Origin of the sequence: Curtobacterium flaccumfaciens, from assembly GCF_018598405.1 — a bacterium.
Lineage (GTDB): Bacteria > Actinomycetota > Actinomycetes > Actinomycetales > Microbacteriaceae > Curtobacterium > Curtobacterium aurantiacum.
In genome coordinates, this window is sequence record NZ_JAHEWS010000012.1 from 1 (window position 1) to 14916 (window position 14916).

General features: G+C 72.6%; 16 protein-coding genes. 7 read left to right on the forward strand and 9 right to left on the reverse strand.

Features of this window, described 5'->3' with window-relative positions; all coding sequences use genetic code 11:
• Positions 1 to 435: 435 nt before the first annotated feature.
• Genes KK097_RS09230 through KK097_RS09240 form a run of 3 tightly spaced genes read right to left on the reverse strand, consistent with a single transcriptional unit; the run spans position 436 to position 4195 of the window.
• A complete protein-coding gene (locus tag KK097_RS09230; RefSeq protein WP_214544430.1) occupies positions 436 to 1578 on the reverse strand; it encodes an LLM class flavin-dependent oxidoreductase in 1143 nt (380 codons plus the stop codon).
• Positions 1575 to 2960: an NtaA/DmoA family FMN-dependent monooxygenase gene (locus KK097_RS09235; protein WP_214544431.1), complete on the reverse strand. Its 1386-nt coding sequence runs from the start codon at positions 2958 to 2960 to the stop codon at positions 1575 to 1577. Before KK097_RS09235 ends, KK097_RS09230 begins: the two co-directional genes overlap by 4 nt.
• A complete protein-coding gene (locus KK097_RS09240; protein WP_214544432.1) occupies positions 2957 to 4195 on the reverse strand; it encodes an LLM class flavin-dependent oxidoreductase in 1239 nt (412 codons plus the stop codon). The genes KK097_RS09235 and KK097_RS09240 overlap by 4 nt, the downstream gene beginning before the upstream one ends.
• Positions 4196 to 4419: 224 nt before the next feature.
• On the opposite strand from KK097_RS09240, the gene KK097_RS09245 reads away from it, so the two are divergent.
• The gene (locus KK097_RS09245; RefSeq protein WP_214544433.1) at positions 4420 to 4980 is read left to right on the forward strand and encodes a histidine phosphatase family protein; all 561 of its coding nucleotides are present in this window, start codon (positions 4420 to 4422) and stop codon (positions 4978 to 4980) included.
• Positions 4981 to 5049: 69 nt separating this feature from the next.
• Here the strand turns inward: KK097_RS09245 and KK097_RS09250 are convergent, their stop codons facing one another.
• Together KK097_RS09250 and KK097_RS09255 are read right to left on the reverse strand one after the other, a co-directional pair.
• Entirely contained in the window at positions 5050 to 6072 is a 1023-nt protein-coding gene (locus KK097_RS09250; protein WP_214544434.1) for an SLAC1 family transporter, read from the reverse strand.
• A gap of 68 nt (positions 6073 to 6140) precedes the next feature.
• Positions 6141 to 6980, reverse strand: a complete 840-nt coding sequence (locus tag KK097_RS09255) for a DUF1684 domain-containing protein (protein WP_214544436.1) — start codon at positions 6978 to 6980, stop codon at positions 6141 to 6143.
• Between the two features lie 382 nt (positions 6981 to 7362).
• On the opposite strand from KK097_RS09255, the gene KK097_RS09260 reads away from it, so the two are divergent.
• Positions 7363 to 8589, forward strand: coding sequence for a cobalamin-independent methionine synthase II family protein (locus tag KK097_RS09260; RefSeq protein ID WP_214544438.1), 1227 nt, complete (start codon positions 7363 to 7365; stop codon positions 8587 to 8589).
• A gap of 215 nt (positions 8590 to 8804) precedes the next feature.
• On the opposite strand, the gene KK097_RS09265 is transcribed toward KK097_RS09260, so the two are convergent.
• On the reverse strand, positions 8805 to 9767 hold the full coding sequence (locus KK097_RS09265; RefSeq protein WP_214531397.1) for an SDR family NAD(P)-dependent oxidoreductase: 963 nt from the start codon (positions 9765 to 9767) through the stop codon (positions 8805 to 8807).
• A 75-nt stretch (positions 9768 to 9842) separates the two neighbouring features.
• Here KK097_RS09265 and KK097_RS09270 point away from each other — a divergent pair, with 75 nt between their 5' ends.
• Both KK097_RS09270 and KK097_RS09275 read left to right on the forward strand, forming a co-directional pair.
• Positions 9843 to 10103, forward strand: a complete 261-nt coding sequence (locus KK097_RS09270; RefSeq protein ID WP_214531398.1) for a hypothetical protein — start codon at positions 9843 to 9845, stop codon at positions 10101 to 10103.
• Between the two features lie 155 nt (positions 10104 to 10258).
• On the forward strand, positions 10259 to 11113 hold the full coding sequence (locus KK097_RS09275; protein WP_214544440.1) for a glycoside hydrolase family 16 protein: 855 nt from the start codon (positions 10259 to 10261) through the stop codon (positions 11111 to 11113).
• Between the two features lie 62 nt (positions 11114 to 11175).
• On the opposite strand, the gene KK097_RS09280 is transcribed toward KK097_RS09275, so the two are convergent.
• Together KK097_RS09280 and KK097_RS09285 are read right to left on the reverse strand one after the other, a co-directional pair.
• Positions 11176 to 11391, reverse strand: a complete 216-nt coding sequence (locus KK097_RS09280; RefSeq protein ID WP_139179681.1) for a hypothetical protein — start codon at positions 11389 to 11391, stop codon at positions 11176 to 11178.
• 23 nt (positions 11392 to 11414) lie between these two features.
• Complete coding sequence (locus KK097_RS09285) at positions 11415 to 11753, reverse strand: DUF3140 domain-containing protein (RefSeq protein WP_214544442.1); 339 nt, start codon at positions 11751 to 11753, stop codon at positions 11415 to 11417.
• 121 nt (positions 11754 to 11874) lie between these two features.
• On the opposite strand from KK097_RS09285, the gene KK097_RS09290 reads away from it, so the two are divergent.
• The 3 genes from KK097_RS09290 (at position 11875) to KK097_RS09300 (ending at position 14361) form a co-directional block, all read left to right on the forward strand.
• Positions 11875 to 13095 (forward strand): alcohol dehydrogenase catalytic domain-containing protein, encoded by a 1221-nt coding sequence (locus KK097_RS09290; protein ID WP_214544444.1) that lies wholly within the window; start codon positions 11875 to 11877, stop codon positions 13093 to 13095.
• 96 nt (positions 13096 to 13191) lie between these two features.
• Entirely contained in the window at positions 13192 to 13338 is a 147-nt protein-coding gene (locus KK097_RS09295) for a hypothetical protein (RefSeq protein ID WP_214531402.1), read from the forward strand.
• A gap of 75 nt (positions 13339 to 13413) precedes the next feature.
• Positions 13414 to 14361 carry a methyltransferase family protein gene (locus KK097_RS09300; RefSeq protein ID WP_214544446.1) on the forward strand — a complete coding sequence of 316 codons (948 nt, stop codon included), beginning with the start codon at positions 13414 to 13416 and terminating at the stop codon, positions 14359 to 14361.
• Here the strand turns inward: KK097_RS09300 and KK097_RS09305 are convergent.
• On the reverse strand, positions 14342 to 14758 hold the full coding sequence (locus KK097_RS09305; protein WP_214544448.1) for a VOC family protein: 417 nt from the start codon (positions 14756 to 14758) through the stop codon (positions 14342 to 14344). The two genes, KK097_RS09300 and KK097_RS09305, sit on opposite strands and share 20 nt — an antisense overlap.
• Positions 14759 to 14916 lie beyond the last annotated feature (158 nt).

Consider the following 14916-nt stretch of genomic DNA (forward strand, 5'->3'; position numbering starts at 1 on the left):
ACTCCCGCCGAAGCCCTCAAACAGCTACTCTCACGACCAACAGAAACAGGTGTTGCAACCACCACCTGAATCCACCCCTCGGTGGTGTCGCTCGTTGCGTGCGCGGGCTTTCGCGGACGAGCAGGAACGACGATGTCGACGTCGTACGACTGCGACAATGTCGCTCGGGACGCACCACTCGAGCTGTGCTCGCCCCGGAACACGGGACGGGTCCGCGACGCCACCACGGTGCGGACGGGAGGCCCGTGGCGGCCTGGGACCGTGCCTCCAGGCCGTACCGTGCCCGGTTCCGCACCCCGTGCCCGGTTCCGCACCCCGTGCCCGGCCCGCACCCCGTGCCCGGTTCCGCACCCCGTGCCCGGCCCGCACCGTGCGCTGCGCGCACGAACGACTCCGTCGCTGTCGGACGACAGCGACGGAGTCGTTCCGCGTCGGTCAGCGCGCGGCGGCCGCCGGCTCCCGCAGGTCGGCGCGCGCCGCCCACTCCGCGGCGAGCAGCTCGTAGGAGCGCACCCGGGCGTCGTGGTCGTGCGCGATCGTCGTGACGAGCAACTCGTCCGCTCCCGTGACCCGTCGGAGCGTCTCGAGCCGTTCCGCGACGTGTGCCGGGTCGCCGACGAACCTCGTCGCGAGCCGGTCCGCCACCGACGCGGCGGCATCGTCCGGCAGCCGCGCCGCTCGAGCCTGGTCCGGGATGGGGTACTCGATCGCCCCGACGCCGGAGCGGATCGAGTGCACCCACTGGGCGTACCCGGTCCCGAGCTCGTCCGCCTCGGCCGCGGTCGGCGCCACGAGCACGTCGGCCGACACGATGACGTGCGGCGCGTCGAGCACGCCCGGGCGGAACGCGTCGCGGTAGGCCTGCACCGACGCCAGGACCGTGCCGGGCGACGTGTGGTAGTTCGCGCCGTACGGCAGGCCGAGCGCGCCGGCGATCCGGGCACTCTCGCCGCCGGTGGAGCCGTGGATCCACAGCTCGACGGCGGCACCCCCGGCCGGCGGGGCCTCGATCACCGCACCGTCCCGTGACCACGTTCGGGCGAACAGGCCGCGGATCAGGTCGAGTTCGCCCGCGAAGCGGTCGACGTCGCCCGGCACCCGGCCGAGCAGCTCCCCCTGCAGGGCGAACCGGCTGCCCGGCGCGATGCGGAACTCGAACGGAGCGGGGACGAGCAGGCCGTCGACGACCCGGTCGGTCCGCGGGGCGAGCGACGGCGGCTTCGGGGCGCCCGGTGCTGGTGCTCCTGAGCGGCCGAGCCCGAGGTCGATGCGCGGCCCGTACAGCGCGGCGAGCGTGCCGAAGGTCTCGGCGATCTGCAGCCCGCGGGTGTTGCCGACGAGTGTCGCGGCGCTGCCGACGCGGATCGAACTGGTGGCAGCGGCGACCGCACCGATGACGACGGTCGGTGCGCTGCCGGCCACGCCGGGGTTGAGGTGGTGCTCGGCGAGCCAGTAGCGGGCGTACCCGGCACGTTCCGCGGCGACGGCCAGGTCGACCGTGTTCGCCAGGGCCTCGGCGGGGGTCGACCCGCTGCTCACCGGGACGAGGTCGAGGACGGAGAGCGGGACCCGGCTCATGCGAGCACCCGCTGCCGGTCGAGGACCCGTCCGGGCAGGTCGAGCGTCTGGCGGAGCGTCGCACCCTCGTCGTACGACTGGCGGTACACGCCGCGCTCCTGCAGCAGCGGGACGACCCGGTCGACGAACTCGTCGAGCCCGTACGGGTTGGTGTGCGGCACGACGACGAACCCGTCGGTGGCGCGCTCCTGCACGTACCGGTCGATCTCGGCGGCGATGTGTGCGGGCGTGCCGACGAAGCCGCCACGGGTCGAGGCGCGGATGACCAGGTCACGGATCGACAGGTGTTCGGCCGCGGCGAGGTCGCGCCACGACTGCACCAGCGCGGGGACGTCGCGGGTGTGGCGGACGCGGCCACGGGTGATGTCGGCGCCCTCCAGGTCCGGCTCGATCGAGGGCAACGGCCCGTCGACGTCGTACGACGACAGGTCACGGTTCCACACCTGTTCGAGGAACGCGATCGCCGTCGCCGGGCTGACCTGGGCGCGGCGGATCGCCCGGGAACGTTCCTCGGCCTCGTCCGCCGTGTCGCCGAGCACGAACGTCGCGCCGGGCAGGATCAGCAGCTCGTCCTTCGACCGCCCCACCCGCTCCAGGCGCTCGGTGACGTCGCCGTAGAAGCTCCGTGCGTCGTCGAACTCGGTGTGCAGCGAGAAGATGACCTCGGCGTTCGCGGCGGCGAGGTCGCGGCCCTCGTCGGAGTCACCCGCCTGCACGACCACGGGGTGCCGCTGGGGGCTGCGCGGCACCGGGAACGTGCCGGTCACGTCGAACTGCGGGCCGTGGTGGTCGACGTCGTGGATGCGGGTGCGGTCGGCGAACACGCCGGCCGCCAGCGGCCCGGCGGCGCCAGACCCGTTCGCCACGATCGCGTCCGACTCCCACGAGTCCCAGAGCTCGCGCGACAGCTCCACGAACTCGGCGGCTCGCGTGTACCGGTCGGCGTGGTCGAGGAATCCCCCACGGCGGAAGTTCGCACCGTGGAACGCGTCCGAGCTCGTCACGACGTTCCAGCCGGCACGGCCGTCGGTCAGGTGGTCGAGCGTGGCGAGCTGCTTCGCGAGTTCGACGGGCTCGTTGAAGGTGGTCTGCAGCGTGCCGACGAGCCCGATGTGGTCGGTGACCCCGGCCAGCGCCGCGAGGATCGCGAGCGTGTTCGGGCGCCCGACGACGTCGAGGTCGTGGATGCGTCCCTTCTGCTCGCGCAACCGCAGCCCCTCGGCGAGGAACAGGAAGTCGAAGAACCCCCGCTCGGCGTTCCGGGCGAAGTGCTCGAACGACGAGAACGCGATCTGGCTCTCGGCGCGGTCGTCACTCCAGACGGTGGTGTTGTTGACGCCCGGGAAGTGGGCGGCGAGGTGGACCTGACGCTTGGCGCTCATGCTGAGACCCCCGAGGAGACGGAACCGACACCGGCACCGACACCGGAACCGGTGACGGCAGGACGCGCGTACCGACTGACCGCCGGCGCGATGCCGAGCCGCGTGCGCAGGTCGGCGGTGGGACGGGACGCCACGTCGGCGCGGAGCCCCGCGGCGACGAGCGCCGGGACGAGCTGCCGCGCGATGGCGGTGCTGTCGACCGGGATGCGCAGCGGACGGAGCCGGACGCCGGCGTACCCGAGGGCCCGCAGGTCCCCGATCCGTGCCACGAGGTCCGGCACCGTCGTCGCGAGGACGGACGTGTCCGACCCGGAGCCGACGGCGTACCGGGTACCGGCTGCCGCGTCGAGTGCGGCGAGCTCGTCGGCGGCGGCTGCCGGCGACGACCCGATGAGCACCGCGAGGTCCGCGAGGACCGGACGACGGAGGTCCGACCCGGCCGCCTGCTCGGCGTCACGGACGAGTGCCAGCGCAACACGTTCCTCCAGACCGTCGAAGCCGGGCGTGACCAGCACGACGTCCGCGGCGTCCACGGCGAACGCCGCCGCGTCGGCGCGGTGCGCGAGCGAGAAGACCGGCGGCCGCCCCTGCGGCGACCGCGGCACGATCGACGCGCCGTGCACCGAGACGAACGAACCGGAGAACGCAGCGTTGTGGATCCGGTCGCGGTCGATGAAGCGGCCGGTCGTGACGTCGCGGATGATCGCGTCGTCGTCCCAGCTGTCCCAGAGGCGGGAGACGACCTCGGCGGCCTCGCGTGCCTCGTCGAACAGCGTGGCCGCGTCGTCGCCGCCGGGTCGGCGGCCGAACAGCGTGGCCTCGCGGGTCGTCGGGCTCACCTGGATCCGCCACCCGGCTCGCCCCAGTGAGACGTGGTCGAGGGTCTGGAGGCCCGTGGCGACGTGGAACGGTTCGGTGTGCGTCACCGAGACGGTCGGCACCAGACCGATCGCGCGGGTCGCGGGGGCGACCGCGCTCGCGAGGAGGAGCGCGTCGAGGCGGCCGACGACGGTCGACGTGTCGAGGTCGCCGTCGGGGTCGGTGGGGCCGGCGGTGAAGGTGTCCTCGAGGGTGACGGCATCGACTCCGAGCCGGTCCTGCTCGACGACGACGTCGCGCCAGTGCCGGAGGCTCGTGAGCCGGTGCGCTGCCGAGCCGGCGGCGCGCCAGGCGGCGGGATGCCAGCCGGCGCCCTGCAGCGCGGTGACGAGGGTGATGCGGTCGGGCACGGTCATGGGGCGACGCTAGGACGGTTCGGCCGGGCGGCGAAGCGGTGTTGCGGAACGTGACCGACGGTGTCGCCGTGTGACGCGCGGCGGGCGGGGGGCGTCGCTCGGTGCGAGGTTGTCCACCCGGTGCGTCGGAACAGACCGGCCACGGAGTGGGCAACCTCGCACCAGACGGGGCCGGGGACGGGGCCGGGGCCGGGGCGCACCTCGCACCGTGCGAGGATCGCCGGATGGTCTCGTCGTTCCTGACCCACGCTGAAGTGGTGGTCGACCCCGCGGTCCCGATCGAGTCGTGGGGGCTGTCGCCCGAGGGACGCGTCCGGGCCGCCGCCGCACACCGGCTCGCGTGGGCGCCGGGATCCCGGCGGATCGTCTCGAGCACCGAGCGCAAGGCCGTCGAGACCGCCGACCTGCTCGCCAGCGCCGTCGGGCTGTCGGTCGAGCACGACCCGCTGCTGGGCGAGATCGACCGGAGCGCGACCGGCTACCTGCCGCTGTCCGAGTTCGAGGCCGTCGTCGACGCGTTCTTCGCCCGACCCGAGCAGTCGGTCCGCGGCTGGGAGCGGGCGATCGACGCCCAGGAGCGCATCGTCGCAGCCGTCCGCCGGCACTGCGCCACCGGCGACCTCACGATCGTGTCGCACGGTGCGGTCGGCGCGCTGCTCCTTGCCCACCTGCGCGGCGTCCCGATCACGCGCGCCCTCGACCAGCCCGGCATGGGCAGCGTCTTCCGCTTCGACGCGCCCGCCTGGCGGGCGACCAGCGGCTGGAGACGCGTCCCCGCGACCTGACGGGAGGCGCGGGGCGGGGCCGCCGCGGGCCTCCCGTCCGCCGCCTGTGCAGCCCGACCGCCCCGCTCGTCAGACCACCCGGGTCGCGCCCGTCACCGGGCCGGGGGCGGCGTCCTCGTCGTCGGCGTCGTGGAGGGTCCGCTCGGCCTGCCCGAGCAGGTGGTGGACGGCGAGGCCGATCGAGCGGGCACCGACGACCGCGACGAGCACGCTCAGCAGCGCCAGCAACGCGGCGGTGGGGATCCAGGCGGACGGCAGCGCGAGTGCCCGGAACCACTCCACTGCGGCGGTGGCGACCGCGGCGGCCGGGAACACGAACGACCAGAACCCGAGCGAGAACGCCAGGCGGACGTACCGCGGCAGCAGGGCCAGCTGCACGAGGACCATCAGGACGCCGAGCCCCGCGATGGCCTGCACGGGCAAGGTGACCGCTCCGTCGGTGAGGGCGAACACCGACAGGGTGGCGACCGCCGGCGGCGCGACCAGGATCGCCATCGTCGGCACGAGCGGCCCCGGCAGCGCCGGTCGGAACGCCAGCCGGATGAGCAGCAGGCCGGTCATGACGCCCCAGAAGAACACGCCGACGCCGAGGGCCGGCCAGGACAACCAACCGACGCCGACCTCGTGCGTGGCCACCGAGGCGACCAGGGCCGCGGCGACGGTCGGCAGCAGGTAGCCGCCGTGCACGGACTCCAGGGCGAGCCGACCCTCGAACCAGGTGCTCAGCAGCCAGGCGGCGAACCCGGCCGCGGTGGCCACGGCGGCGAGCACCACGACCTGCCCGGCGACGGGGGCGAACCGCGCGAGGTCGACGCCGAGCAGCATCGCGGTCGCGGGCACGAGCGCGGCGATCGGCCCCTGCGCCGGGTGGCGGAGCTGGTCGACGAGCCGTTCGCTGACGCGTGCGCCCCGGACGGCGTGCGCACCGAGCAGCCACACCCACGCGACGGCCGTGATCGCCCAGAACACCTGCGGCACCACGGTGGGCAGGTGCAGCACGGGGGCGGCGTACGACCACGTCTCGGCGAAGCCGGCGAGGCCGAACGGGACGGCGAGGGTGTTGAGCGGGATGCGGGAGGTGGGTCGTGGCATGGCTCCCCCATTCTCCTGGACGGGTCGGCTGCGTCGGTGCGCGCCCGGCGGCCGTGCGTGCTCCGCGGTCAGGCTGCGGGCAGTCGCTCGCCCGCCTCGATCGCCACGTCGAGCCGGTTCTCGGCGGGCGGCAGCGGGCAGGTCGCGTGCGGGGTATACGCGCACGGCAGGTTCGTCGACCGGTTGAAGTCGATGCGGGTGGCACCGTCGGCATCCGGTGCGGCGATGTCGAGACTCCGGTTCGCCGCGTACGTCGTGACTCCGCTCGTGCGGTCGGTGAACAGCACGTGCAGGCCGCCGGCGTGCCCGTTGAACGCCAGGAGCGACCGCGGCCCGTCGAGGTCGAACGTCAGGACGCCGGGGGCCTCGTACACGTGCAGCAGGCCGTCGACGACGCTGCCCACGGTCACCTCGCGCGGGGTGTCGAACGGCTCGAAGTGCGCGTCCACGACGAAGTGCTCAGCGGGGGCGTACGCCGGGGTGCCGTGGTAGCCGACGCGGGTCGGGTTCGACGGGTGTCGCGGGCGCAGCAGGTCGCTGCCGCCGCGCCGGGCGACCTCGATCACCGCGGTCTCGTCGCCGTCGCGCCACACCACGTTCGTGCTCGAGCGCTCGGGCAGCGGGCCGAACCGGTGCGTCCCGGTGACCTGCTGCCCGTCGACCTCGATCGTCTCGTCCTCGGCCAGTGCGACCACCGGGCCGTCCTCGTCCGTCGACCAGCTGCCCGGTGCGTCCTCGAAGCGTTCCGGCGTGGCGGTGAGCCAACGGATGCTGGTGATCGCGAGGAACCCGTGCTCGCTCGCTCGGGCCTGCTCGTGGTCGTCGTGCCACGTGGTCCACGACTCGGCGAAGGTCGGTGCGGTCGTGGTGGTCGGGGTCGTGGCGTTCGCCGGGGTCGTCGTGCTCATGGGTCGACCGTACGACGCGTGGCCCGGCTACGCGACGATCGTGTCGCCGTGCGTCGGCGGGGGTCGCGCGCGTGCGGGCGGGCGGTGGCCGTTGACTGCGCGGGGCGGGCGGTGGCAGGGTCGACGGGGAACGACACCGTCGACGTCGTACGACATCGATCCTGTCGTTCACACGCGCGTGCAACCGTCCGCGCACGCAACAGGCGACCGAGTCGGTGTCGTACGACGACGACCCTGTCGTTCGGCGTCCGCACGAAGCCGTGGACGCAGAACGTAACGGGCCGGACCCCTCGTGGAAGAGTGGCTCTGCAGCGCACCGCGAAGCCTCGCGCGCGGCCCCCGACTCCCGACAGTCCAGACCCCATCGAGAGGAAGGCAGCGCATGCCCTTCGAGAACACCGACCGCATCCAGGCCACCACGGCCGGATCGCTCCCCCGCACCCCCGAACTCATCGCCGCGAACGCCGCGCGACCCGTCGCCGCCGACGGCTTCACGCTCGTGACCACCGACGAGGTCCGTGCCCTGACGAGCACGGCCGTCGACGACGTCGTCGCCCGCCAGACCGCGCTCGGCATCACGCAGCCGGGCGACGGCGAGTTCGGCAAGGCGATGTCGAACAGCGTCGACTACGGCGCCTGGTGGGGCTACTCGTTCCAGCGCGTCAGCGGCCTGAGCCTGACCGACGAGAACATCTTCTCGCAGCAGCCGGTCCGGTCCACCCCGGGGAACATCCGGCTCACGAGCTTCCCGGACCGCCGCGACTGGACGATCTTCCACGACGCCTACACCGACCCCGAATCGGGCATCGGCACCGGCAAGAACGCCACCGCGTTCCCGACCACCACCGGCCCGATCACCTACACCGGCCACGAGGCCGCGGCCACCGACGCCGCGAACCTCAAGCACGCGGTCGAGGCCGCCGGCGCGGACAACGGCTTCATCACGGCGCTCTCCCCCGGCTCCGCCGCCCGCATCGCGAACGAGTACTACGCGACGGAGGAAGAACACATCTGGGCGTGGGCCGACGCCCTGCGCGAGGAGTACACGACGATCCTCGACGCCGGCCTCGTGCTGCAGATCGACGACCCCTCGATCGCCGAGAACTGGGACCAGATCAACCCCGAACCGAGCATCGAGGACTACCGCGCCTTCACGCGCATCCGGGTCGAGGCGCTCAACCACGCACTCAGGGGCCTCGACACCAGCCGCGTCCGCTTCCACCTGTGCTGGGGTTCCTGGCACGGCCCGCACACCACCGACATCGAGCTCCGCCACATCGTCGACCTCATGCTCGAGATCGACGCCGGCGCCTACTCGTTCGAGGCCGCGAACGCCCGCCACGAGCACGAGTGGACCGTGTGGCAGGACGTCTCCCTGCCCGACGGGAAGGTCATCGTCCCCGGCGTCGTCGGTCACGCCACGAACGTCGTCGAGCACCCCGACCTCGTCGCGCAGCGCATCGAGCGCTTCGCCTCGGTCGTCGGGCGCGAGCGCGTCATCGCCGGCACCGACTGCGGCCTCGGCGGCCGGGTCCACCCGCAGATCGCCGCGGCGAAGCTCGAGTCCCTCGGCGAGGGTGCACGGCGCGCGAGCGCGAAGCTCTTCTAGCAGTCCGTTCCTTCCCAGAACGGCTGCGATCCCAGGTCGAATCGGGCGTACCTGCCACGAAGAACACGGCAGGTACGCCCGATTCGTGGAGGTACGCCCGGTTCGTGCAGGTACGCCCGGTTCGTGCAGGTACGCCCGGTTGCGGGGGTACGCAGCGACGGACTGGAGGCCCGGTGCCAGCTGGCACCGGGCCTCCAGTCCGTCAGCGAGTGCGTCTACCGACGCGAGCGACCGAGCACGACCGCCGCGCCGGCAGCGGCGACGCCGAGCCAGACGAGGGGGCGCGTGACGCGGCGCCGCTTCGCGACCCAGCCGCCGTTCGTGGCGTTGTCCGCGTCGGCGGGGGCGTAGAGGTTGCCGTCGGTCGGGGCGCCCGTGCCACGGAGCGCGAACGTCTCCACCATGGGCTTCGTGATCTTGTGGAACAGGCCCGGGAACACGTACTGCAGCGGCACGAGCGAGGCCTGGATCCGGCCGACGAAGCGGTAGCGCTTCGGGTGGGTCGCGGCCTGGACGACCGCGCGGCCCGCCCGCTCGACGGAGACCGTGGGCGGCAGCGGGTGCGAGGTCTTGCCGGTGTAGTTGGCGCCGTTCTGGTAGATCGGCGTGTCGATGGTGGACGGCAGCAGTGCGGTGAACTTGATGCCGGTGCCCGCGAACTCGTCGCCGAGCACGTCGACCAGGCCGAGCGCCGCGTGCTTGCTCGTCACGTACGCCGACTGGTACGGCGCTGAGAGCAGCGACTGGATCGAGCCGACGAGCACGTACGTGCCGGTGCCACGCTGCTTCCAGTGCGGCAGCAGGTGCGTGATCGCGTTGAGGTGCCCGTACAGGTTCGTGTCGACGACACGCTTGAACGCCTCGGTGGGGGTCTGTTCGAACAGGCCGTAGACGAACAGCGCCGCGTTGCCGACGAAGACGTCGATGCGGCCGAACCGGCTCGTGACGGTGCCGATCAGGTCCTTGACCTGGTGCTCGTCCGCGACGTCGGTCGGGATGGCGATCGCCTCGGCGCCGAGCTTCCGGCACTCGGCCGCTGCTGCCTCCAGGCTGTCGCGTCCGCGTGCGGCGAGCACGAGCGTGGCGCCCTGCCGGGCGAACTCGTGTGCGGCGGCCCTCCCGATGCCGCTCGATGCTCCGGTGATGACGACGATCTTCCCGCGGTACCGATGTCCCATGCGTCCTTGGTACCCGCCGCTGGTCCGTTCCCGCACAGCCGGGTCGTACCCCTGTGCCCGGTGCGAAGATGGAGCATGCGCAAGGACGACCTGACCGTCGACGAAGCCACGGTCATCGCGGAGCACGCCCGCTCGGGTGCGCTCGACGTCGACGACCCCGAGGTGCGGAAGGTCGTCGAGCAGGCGAACCGGGTGCTCGTCCGTGCGCAGGTGTGGGGCGAGGAGCGGAGCCCGAAGCTGCGGCGCCGCCGGCGCTTCATCGCGGTCGGGGCCCTCGTGATGGTGCTCGTCTGGGTCGCGGGGCTGCTCGTGCCGCTGGCGTTGCGCTTCGGCTGACGGTCGCGGCAGTCGGCGGTTCCCGGCTGTTCCCGGCGGTTCCCGGGGTCGACACGTGCGCCCCGCGGACGAACCACGGGCCGACCCTGGTGAGACGCGGCCTGATGGTGCATGATCCGACGACCACACCACCATCGCGCTGCAGGGAGCACGGCTTGGACCAGCACATCGATCGACGGCGCTTCGTGGCGCTCGGGCTCGCGGGGGCCGCAGCCACCGCCCTCGGCACGACGGCGATCGGCTCGAGCGGGACGGCGCAGGCCGCGGAGGCCGCCACGACCCCCACGGAGCCGGTGCTGCTCGCGGCCGACGAGTTCGACGGCCCGGCCGGCACCGCACCGAACCCCGGCATCTGGCGGTACGACCTCGGGGCCGGCGGCTGGGGCAACGCCGAACTGCAGACCTACACGGACTCCCGGCGCAACGCGGCGCTCGACGGTGCCGGCAACCTCGTCATCACCGCGCGGCGCGAGGCCGACGGCTCGTACTCGTCGGCCCGCCTGAAGTCCGAGGGCACCTACACCGCGCAGTACGGCCGCATCGAGGCGCGCATCCGGATCCCTCGCGGCCAGGGCATCTGGCCGGCGTTCTGGATGCTCGGCGCCGACATCGGGCAGGTCGGCTGGCCGGCGTGCGGCGAGATCGACGTCATGGAGAACGTCGGGTACGAGCCCGGCATCGTGCACGGGACGGTGCACGGACCCGGGTACTCCGGCGCGCAGGGCGTCTCGGCGTCCTTCCCGAGCCCGTCCGGAGCGCCGTTCGCCGACGACTTCCACGTGTACGGGGTCGACTGGCGCCCCGGCTCGATCACCTGGACGGTCGACGGTGTCGCGTACCGGACGGTCACCCGTGCCGACGTCGGCGCGAACCCGTGGGTGTTCGACAAGCCGTTCTTCGTGATCCTCAACGTCGCGGTGGGTGGCACCTGGCCCGGTTCGCCCGACGCCTCGACGCCGTTCCCGCAGCAGATGACCGTCGACTGGCTGCGGGTGTACCAGAACGCCTGATCGACCCCGCCGCTCGACCGGCGACCCGCTCAGTCGGCCGACCCGCTCGACCGACCTGCTCGTCAGGGACGGCGGTTGGCCCGCGCGACGAGCCACAGGTACGTGCTGTGGCCGACGAGCGCGAGCCCGAAGAACACGGCCGCCACCGCGTAGACCCGGTCGAGCTTGCCCTGCCCGATCACGAGCATCACGACGCAGAACACGACGGCGATGGCGAGGACACCGACCTGCACGGTCGACCAGATCCGTCGGAAGCGCGGCATGCCCGTCTCGTTCACGCCACCCATTCTGCCTGATGCGGTCAGTGCTTCTCCGGGTCGTGGCCCCAGTTCATGAGCGAGTACCGCCAGGGTGTGTCGTGCACGTCGCCGTCGGGCCGCTGCTCGGAGTGCCGGGCGACGTAGCCGACGACCTTCCGCATGTGCGCCAGGTCGTCGTCGGTGCGGTCGGCCCGGTGCTCCTCGAGGATCCGGATGATGTGCCGACCGCTCTCGTGTCCGGTCGACTCACCGCCGCCGGAGGGCTTCTGCCCGACGGACTTCGACTCGTCGGTGTCGAGCCACTTCCGCAGCTCGGTGGCGGTCATGTTCACCGCGTCGTCGAAGTCGGCCCGGGTCTGCTCGTCGTCGTGCTCGCTCATGGGTCGAGCCAACCGGGTGCTGCTGGACGACTGCGCAGGGCGGATGCGGCTCCGACGGCGCCCAGCCCGTCGCGCGTTTCCTGATCGGGCGAACCCGCACCCGAACAGGAAGAGGCACATCATGCGCGCAGTCGTGTGGCACGGCATCGGCGACATCCGACTCGACGACGTCCCGCAGCCGACGATCCAGGACCCGGAGGATGCGATCGTCCGCATCACCCGCAGTGCGATCTGCGGGACGGACCTGCACTTCGTCCGCGGCACCATGGCGCCGATGGTGGAGGGCACGATCCTCGGCCACGAAGCCGTCGGCGTCGTCACGGAGGTCGGGGACGCCGTCCGGGGCTTCAGCCCGGGCGACCGCGTCGTGATCAACTCGACGGTGTCCTGCGGTGCCTGCCGGTACTGCCGGATGGGCAAGACCGCACAGTGCGACCGCTCGAACAGCAACGGGCCACAGGCCGGTACCGCGTTCTTCGGCGGACCGGCCTCGACCGGACCCGTCGACGGCATGCAGGCCGAGTACGTCCGCGTCCCGTGGGCCCGCAACACCATGCACCCGCTCCCCGACACGGTCTCCGACGAGCAGGCGATCCTGCTGTCCGACATCTTCCCCACGGGGTGGTTCGGTGCCGAGCTCGCCGGTGTGACGCGCGGCGACGTCGTGGTGGTGTTCGGTGCCGGGATCGTCGGACAGTTCGCGGCGGCCTCGGCGTACAAGCAGGGCGCGGCCCGCGTGATCGTGGTCGACGGCGAGGAGACCCGGCTCGCCGCCGCGCTCGCGCAGCACTGCGAGGTCGTCGACTACAACGCCGAGGACCCGGTCGAGGCGATCATGTCCCTGACCGACGGCATCGGCGCGGACTGCGTCATCGACGCCGTCGGGGTGGACGCCGAACGCCCGAAGCGCGGCCCCGCGGCGGTCGACCAGGACCAGGCGGCCGCGTTCGACGCCGAGGTCGCGGCCGTCGCACCCGATGCCGCACCGGAGGGCTTCGGCGAGGAACAGCAGTGGAAGCCCGGCGACGGTCCGTCGCAGGTGGCCCGTTGGGCGGTGGCGAGCGTCGCGAAGTACGGGCGCATCGGGATCATCGGCGTCTACGGGCCGACGGCCGAGCACTACCCGATCGGCGAGGCGATGCTCAAGAACCTCACCGTGCGGATGGGGAACTGCGACCACCACTCCGTCACGCCGCCGCTGATCGACATGGTCGCCGCCGGACAGTTCGACCCGACGGCCCTGATCACCGAGCACGAGCCGATCACCGACGCGATCAGTGCCTACCAGGCGTTCGACCGGCGCGAACCCGGCTGGATCAAGGTCGAACTCGGCACCGCCTGACCGGACCGCGCTGCGACCGCACCACGACGACACCGGGTGGGAATGGATCGGCCCCGCCCGGTGTCGAACTCTCCACCGACCACGAAGGAGCCCACCATGAGCCTCGACCTCCACAAGAGCACCGGCACCGGACCCGTCACCGACGAGCGCGCCTGCCTGCCGAAGCCCGTGCTTCCCAGCCTGCACGACGAGCGCACCCCGTCCTTCGGCCGCTGGCTCGGGCAGATCAACCACACCGACTGACCCTTCGGCGGGAGCGACGGCCCGCACGGCCCACCGACGGCCAGTCCCGTCGCCGAGCACTGCTACCGTGCACCCATGTCCTGGGGCCGGCGCTACTACGCGCTGCAAGCCGTCGGCGGAGTGGCGTGGTGGCTCGCCGTGGCGACCCTGCCGTGGGTCCGGACGTCGACGCTCGGCTCGCTCGACCCGGTGCTCGTCGCCGTGTTCGACGTGCCGCTGTTCGTCGTCGGCTCAGCCCTGGCGGCGGCCGGTGTCCGGGCGGCCGCGGTGGTCACGACGGTGTGGACCGCCCTGGTGTTCGGCGGACTGGCCGTCTGGGCGACCGTCACCGGTGAGGCCGGCTGGGGCGTGCTCGTCATGCTGGCCGCGACCGTCGGTTCCGTCCTCGCCCTCGCACTCGTCCTGCTCGGACGGGTCCCGACCGAGTGGGTGACGACGGGCCCGCTGCGGATCCGTCCCGCCGATGCGGACGCCCCGCGTTCCCGGCACGTCGCAGCGACGGTGCTGCAGATCGTGGTGTTCTGGGGCCTGTTCCTCGGGGTGCTCCCCCTCGTCATCGCGTTCGCGGAGCACCGGTGGGGTCTCCACCCCGCGCTGCCCACGCCCCTGGTCACCGGCCTGACCGTGCTCGGCGCGGTCGTCCTGCTGGCAGCGAGTGCGCTCGGCATCGCGTCGGCCGCTGCGATGTCGACGAAGGGCGACGGCACCCCGCTGCCCTCGGCGACCGCGAACCGTCTGGTGGTCGCCGGTCCGTACCGGTCGGTGCGGAACCCGATGGCACTGGCCGGCATCACCCAGGGTGTCGCCGTCGGCCTGCTGCTGTCGTCCTGGCTCGTCGTCGTCTACGCGGTCGCCGGTTCCGTGGTCTGGAACTGCATCGTCCGCCCGCTCGAGGAATCCGACCTCGAGGAACGGTTCGGCGACGACTTCCGCCGGTACGCCGACGAGGTCCGGTGCTGGGTGCCGCGCTGGCCGGTGCCGGCGCGGGTGGGTTCGGTGCCGCTCAGCGCGTCGCGCCGCTGATGTTCACGAGCCACGACACCCCGTGGCGGTCGGTGAGCATGCCGAAGGTGTCGCCCCAGGGTGCCTCGGTGAGCGGTTCGACGATCGTCGCGCCCTCGGCGAGGCCGTTCCACCAGCGCGTCAGCACCTGGTGGTCGTCGCCGCTGAGGGACAGCGAGATGCTGCTCTCCGCCGGCGTCGGCATACCGGACGGCGCGTCCGAGGCCATCAGGAGCAGGCCCTGGTCGCCGTCGAGCTGCCCGTGCATCACCTTGTCGGCGTCGGCGGGGTCCTGGCTCATGCCGGCTTCACCGAACGTGCCGATCGTGAGCGTGCCGCCGAAGACCGAGTGGTAGAACTCGAGCGCTTCGCGGGCGCCGCTCCGGAACCCGAGGGGGGGGTTGAGGCGAACGGTCATGACGGTCTCCCTCGTCCTGCGCGGGCGCCGTCGCCCGCGTCGTGATCATGCTGGCATGAAGAACACGCCGTCGTCTTCGTCCGGCGCCGCCAGGTCGTCGAGACGCCTCCGGATTCGGCGGCGTCTCGACGGCGGGGCGGCGTCGCAGCACCACACCG

Excerpts from the sequence above, each read along its gene's own strand:
- KK097_RS09285 (WP_214544442.1), bottom strand. The coding sequence starts at position 11,753 with ATGAGCGAGCACGACGACGAGCAGACCCGGGCCGACTTCGACGACGCG.
- KK097_RS09250 (WP_214544434.1), bottom strand. The coding sequence starts at position 6,072 with ATGCCACGACCCACCTCCCGCATCCCGCTCAACACCCTCGCCGTCCCG.
- KK097_RS09270 (WP_214531398.1), top strand. The coding sequence starts at position 9,843 with ATGCGCAAGGACGACCTGACCGTCGACGAAGCCACGGTCATCGCGGAG.
- KK097_RS09295 (WP_214531402.1), top strand. The coding sequence starts at position 13,192 with ATGAGCCTCGACCTCCACAAGAGCACCGGCACCGGACCCGTCACCGAC.
- KK097_RS09240 (WP_214544432.1), bottom strand. The coding sequence starts at position 4,195 with ATGACCGTGCCCGACCGCATCACCCTCGTCACCGCGCTGCAGGGCGCC.
- KK097_RS09260 (WP_214544438.1), top strand. The coding sequence starts at position 7,363 with ATGCCCTTCGAGAACACCGACCGCATCCAGGCCACCACGGCCGGATCG.
- KK097_RS09265 (WP_214531397.1), bottom strand. The coding sequence starts at position 9,767 with ATGGGACATCGGTACCGCGGGAAGATCGTCGTCATCACCGGAGCATCG.
- KK097_RS09245 (WP_214544433.1), top strand. The coding sequence starts at position 4,420 with ATGGTCTCGTCGTTCCTGACCCACGCTGAAGTGGTGGTCGACCCCGCG.
- KK097_RS09255 (WP_214544436.1), bottom strand. The coding sequence starts at position 6,980 with ATGAGCACGACGACCCCGGCGAACGCCACGACCCCGACCACCACGACC.
- KK097_RS09290 (WP_214544444.1), top strand. The coding sequence starts at position 11,875 with ATGCGCGCAGTCGTGTGGCACGGCATCGGCGACATCCGACTCGACGAC.
- KK097_RS09300 (WP_214544446.1), top strand. The coding sequence starts at position 13,414 with ATGTCCTGGGGCCGGCGCTACTACGCGCTGCAAGCCGTCGGCGGAGTG.
- KK097_RS09235 (WP_214544431.1), bottom strand. The coding sequence starts at position 2,960 with ATGAGCGCCAAGCGTCAGGTCCACCTCGCCGCCCACTTCCCGGGCGTC.
- KK097_RS09230 (WP_214544430.1), bottom strand. The coding sequence starts at position 1,578 with ATGAGCCGGGTCCCGCTCTCCGTCCTCGACCTCGTCCCGGTGAGCAGC.
- KK097_RS09305 (WP_214544448.1), bottom strand. The coding sequence starts at position 14,758 with ATGACCGTTCGCCTCAACCCCCCCCTCGGGTTCCGGAGCGGCGCCCGC.